The organism is Kitasatospora sp. NPDC047058 (assembly GCF_040643935.1).
GTDB lineage: Bacteria > Actinomycetota > Actinomycetes > Streptomycetales > Streptomycetaceae > Kitasatospora.
Map to the genome: position 1 here is coordinate 1 of NZ_JBEYVJ010000480.1, position 4,631 is coordinate 4,631.

Below are 4,631 nucleotides of genomic sequence, written 5' to 3' on the forward strand. Positions count from 1 at the left end.
GGGTCATGGACGGTATCCCTCGGGGATCAGAGGAGCGGGTGGCGGTCAGGACTTCGCCCGGCGCGCCCCGAGCTCCACCCGGGCGACCACCGCCGCCGCCCCGACGGCTCCCCGGCCGAGGGCGACGCCGGGTCGGCCTGGACCGCCGTCCCGGTCGCCACCGCCCACGCGATGGCCCTCCAGCTCGCTCTGCGCGGGACGCACGGCACCGCCCCCGAGGACCACGCGGTCCGGCTGCGGACCATCGCCGACAGCCGCCCGTACGGCCTGCCCGGCGGGCTCGCCCCGGTCGACCCCGAGCACCAGCGCGAGATCGAGCGCCGGACGCCCCGGGAGGGCGACGGCCTGCCGCTGCGTCACCCCGACCCGGCGGCCGGCGGCTGGACCGAGGTCGTCAACGCCGGCGGCTGCCGCGAGCCGGGCCGGGCCAACAACAGCCTGGAGATCGCGCTCTCCGCCGTCGACACCTTCACCGGCCGCCCGACCTGCGCCGCCCCGCGGATCCCGACCGAGGGCGACGCCGGCGAACGCGGCGGCCGGGACCGCGCCGAGCGGGAACTCGGCGCGCCCTTCCGCGACCTCGGCGACGGCGGGACGGCCTTCGGCCGGCTGGCCGGCGAACTGCGGCGGGCCGGCCACGGCGCCCAGGCCGTCCTGCTCACCCTGGACGGCTTCGGCCGCCCGCACGCCTGGAACGCGGTCAACCACGGGGACACCGTGACGTACCTCGACCACCAGGTCGGCCGCCAGGGCCACGCGCCGCTGCACGAGGCCGCCCACGGCCTCTGGGCCATCGCCCTCGGCCCCGACGGCCGCCCGCTCGACCTGGAGCTCGCCCGCCGCCCCGAGTTCGCCACGAGCCCCGCCTCGTGACGGCCCGTCCGGCCGCCCGGCCGCGGTGCCGGGCGGCGTGCGTGGGATCCTGTCGGGCGGCCGGTGGGGGACCGGGCAGGGGGCGTACACCCGGCGGCCCCCCGGCCGGCCCGTCCGTCCGTGCCCGCGCCGATGCAAGGAGCTCCACCCCGTGACCACCCGTGCGCAGGCGATCGAGGCCGCCCACCGCTGGATCAACGGCGACCTGCCGCGGGCTTCGGCCGACGGTTCCACCGGCAGCCGGCGGGTGCACTCGCACGAGTTCGAGCTGGGCTGGGTGGTCTGGGCCGGGCCGCCGCCGGTCCAGGTGGACCCGCTGACCGGGGAGCGCCGCGCACCCGAGGAGATCGGGGCGGCGTGCGCGGTGGTCGACCGGGAGACCGGGCGGTTCACCGTCTGGCCGTCGGTGCCGGTGGACGAGGTGGTCGCGCTCTACCGGGACTTCCTCGGCGCGGGCGCCCACGACCCGGCCGGGCCGCCGGCCACCGGCCGCGGCACCCGGGCCGAGCTGTCCTACCGCGACGCCCGCGGCGAACCGCGCTCGCTGGCCCTGCGCTCGGCCCCCGGCCTGCCGCACCCGGCGCTGCGCGGCTGGTGGTGGTTGCGCGAGCAGGGCGTCCGGGCCGAGGACGTGCTGTCCGTCCACACCGACCTGCGGCTCAGCGCCCTGCCCGGCGGCTACTGGGCGTACGCGCTGGCGGCCGAACTGCCCGACGTCCGGGTGGGCTTCGACCTGCCGTACGGGCCGCGCTTCGACCACCGGGCGGCGGCCGTCCGGGCGCTGCCGGCCGAGCCGGACGGACCGGCCCGCAACCGGGTGCCCTTCCCGCGCGCCGTGCCGCCGCTGCCGGCCGAGCCGGACCGGGAGCTGGCGGCCCGGCTGGTGGAGCTGTTCGGCGCGGCCGGCGTCCAGCGCTTCGACCCGGCGGACGTCACCCGGGCCGACCTGCCGGAGGCGACCGCCCGGGTCCTGCTCACCGTCGGCGTGCCGGTGGCCGTCGAGGGCTTCTTCGCGCTGCACCACCCCCGGCCCGACGCGATCGCGGACGGCACCAGGCCGGGCACGGTGCTGCCGCCACTGGCCGCCCACCTGGCCGAGGCGGGCCGCGGCACCCGGGTGGCCGAGCGGGAACGCCTCGCGCTCGCCCCGCAGCTGCTGCTCGGCACCGACGGCTGGTCGCTGATCACCGTGGACACCGCCTGCGGCGCCGTCCGGGCGGTCGACCCCGACTACGCCACCGCCCGGCACTGCAACGACGGGCCGGCCGCGTTCGTCCGCTGCCTGGCGCTGTTCGCCGAGCGGCTGCCCGGCCTGCGCGGGACCGACCCGCTGGCCGCCGGCGCCGCCGTCGACGCCCTGCAGCGCGGCCTGGCGGCGATCGACCCGACCGTCTTCGACGACCCGGAGAACTGGTGGGCCGTCATCGTCGAGCAGCTCTGGGACGGCCTGCTGTGAGCGGGGCCGGGGAAGCGGGCGTCCGGGTGACCTGCGGTGCGCCGCGGCCGGGGTGCGCGGGAGGGCGGGAGCACGCTGAAGGGAACCGACCGCGCTGTCGGGTTGTCAGATCATTTTGACGATTCATCGCCGACCGTCGATCATCCCCGAGCGCCCGCGTGGCGCCCGAACCAGAGCTGGAGCCCCGTCGCCGTGACCGCCCTGCCCCGCGCCGCCGCCCGCACGGCCGTCCTCACCGCCCTCGCGGTGCTGGTCGCCGGCTGCGCCGCCGCCCCCGGGCTGCGCGCCCGGCCGGCCGCCGACCGGCCGGTCTGCGCCGGGCCGGCGGTGATCGGCCACCGGGGCTCGCCGCTCGGCGCACCCGAGAACACCATGGCCTCCTTCGAGCAGGCCCTCGCCCAGGGCGCCGACTGGCTGGAGACCGACGTCCAGACCAGCAAGGACGGCGTCCCGGTGCTGATGCACGACGCCACGGTGGACCGCACCACCGACGGCAAGGGCGCGATCGCCGACCTGACGGCCGCCCAGCTCGCCGGGCTGCGGGTCACCGTCGGCCCCGGCCCGGCCGAGCCGGTGCCGACCCTGGAGGAGCTGCTGCAGCGGCTCTCCGGCACCGGCGTCACGCTGCTGATGGAGATCAAGTGGCAGCGGGCCGAGGACGTCGAGCGGATCGCCCGGATCGCGGCCGGCAGCCGCGCCCGGGTGTTCCTCTACTCGTTCTCGGCCGAGCACCTGCGCCAGGCCCACGCCGTCGCGCCCGCCCTGCCGGTGGTGCTGATCCAGGGCGCCTCCTTCGCCGAGGACCCGGGCGACCTCCCGCTGCACGGCATCGCCCTGGACGCCACGCTGGCCACCGCCTCCCGGATCGCCGCCGAGCGCCGGGCCGGCCGCGAGGTCTACGTCTGGACGCTGGACGACGAGGAGTCCTGGCAGCTGATGACGGAGCGCGAGGCCGACGGCCTGATCACCGACGCCCCCGGCCGGGCCCGCCGGTGGGCCGACGCCGACTGCCGCACCGGGGAGCCGGCCGTCCCGCGCGGCGCCCTCGTGCACTGAGCCCGCCCCGGGCCCGGAGCAGGACGGACAGCGACGGGACGGGTCTGCCGCACGGGTGGATCGCGTAGCGTGGAGACTTATGCGACTCGGTGTGCTCGACGTAGGTTCCAACACGGTCCACTTCCTCGTGGTGGACGCCCACCCCGGGGCCGCCCCGCTGCCCGCCTACTCCCACAAGGCCGAGCTGCGGCTGGCCGAACTCCTGGACGAGCAGGGCGCGATAAGCGAGCCCGGCGTGGACAAGCTGATCGGGATGGTCGCCTCCTCGCTGCGGGTCGCCGAGGACAAGGGCGCGGTCGACATCCTGCCCTTCGCCACCTCCGCCGTCCGGGAGGCCGCCAACGGCGAGGAGGTGCTCCGCCGGGTCGCCGCGGAGACCGGCGTCGCCCTGCGGGTGCTCTCCGGCCAGGACGAGGCCCGGCTCACCTTCCTGGCCGTCCGCCGCTGGTTCGGCTGGTCCTCCGGCCGGCTGCTCAACCTGGACATCGGCGGCGGCTCGCTGGAGATCGCCTGCGGACTCGACGAGCAGCCCGACGTCGCCTGCTCGCTGCCGCTCGGCGCCGGCCGGCTCACCGCCGGCTGGCTGCCCGGCGACGTCGCCGACCCGGAGGAGCTGCGCGGGCTGAGACGCCACATCCGCGCCGAGATGGCCTCCGTCGTCGGCGAGATCTCCCGGCTCGGCACCCCGGACCACGCCGTCGCCACCTCCAAGACCTTCAAGCAGCTCGCCCGGATGACCGGCGCCGCCCCCGCCGACGCCGGCCCGTACGCCGACCGCCGGCTCACCCGCAGCGGCCTCTCCGCCTGGCTGCCCCGGCTCTCCGCGATGACCGTCGCCGAACGGGCGCAGATCCCCGGCGTCTCCGAGGGCCGCGCCAAGCAGCTGCTGGCCGGTGCGCTGGTCGCCGACGCCGCGATGGACCTCTTCGGCCTGGACGAGCTGGACGTCTGCCCCTGGGCCCTGCGCGAGGGCGTCATCCTGCGCCGCCTGGACACCATGGACAGCCCCACCGACCGCAACGGTCCGGACCTCACCGGCTGAGGGCCGCTCCCCGTTCGGGCCGCGGTCCGCTTACGCTGTCTCCCGTGGCGCAACCAGCGGGCGAGGACGGGACGCAGGAGGGCCGCGCACCCGGGGACGGGCAGCCGCGGCAGGACGGACCGCGCCGCACGCGCCCGGCCGGGGAGGCCGCGGACGGCGGGACGGCGGGCCGCTCCGGCACGCTCGGCAAGGCCGTGCAGGGGG

Annotated in this window: 4 protein-coding genes; all 4 read left to right on the forward strand. The window is 77.8% G+C overall.

Annotated elements, in window-relative coordinates; all coding sequences use genetic code 11:
- On the forward strand, positions 1–873 hold an 873-nt coding region (locus ABZ885_RS35825; RefSeq protein WP_360198385.1), incomplete at its 5' end, for a toxin glutamine deamidase domain-containing protein.
- A 151-nt stretch (positions 874–1,024) separates the two neighbouring features.
- The gene (locus ABZ885_RS35830; RefSeq protein ID WP_360198388.1) at positions 1,025–2,329 is read left to right on the forward strand and encodes an SUKH-4 family immunity protein; all 1,305 of its coding nucleotides are present in this window, start codon (positions 1,025–1,027) and stop codon (positions 2,327–2,329) included.
- Positions 2,330–2,521: 192 nt separating this feature from the next.
- On the forward strand, positions 2,522–3,385 hold the full coding sequence (locus ABZ885_RS35835; RefSeq protein WP_360198391.1) for a glycerophosphodiester phosphodiesterase: 864 nt from the start codon (positions 2,522–2,524) through the stop codon (positions 3,383–3,385).
- A 79-nt stretch (positions 3,386–3,464) separates the two neighbouring features.
- Positions 3,465–4,427 (forward strand): Ppx/GppA phosphatase family protein, encoded by a 963-nt coding sequence (locus ABZ885_RS35840; RefSeq protein WP_360198394.1) that lies wholly within the window; start codon positions 3,465–3,467, stop codon positions 4,425–4,427.
- The last annotated feature ends 204 nt before the right edge of the window (positions 4,428–4,631 follow it).

Coding starts and splice junctions, on each gene's coding strand:
- ABZ885_RS35840 (WP_360198394.1), top strand. CDS start 3,465: ATGCGACTCGGTGTGCTCGACGTAGGTTCCAACACGGTCCACTTCCTC.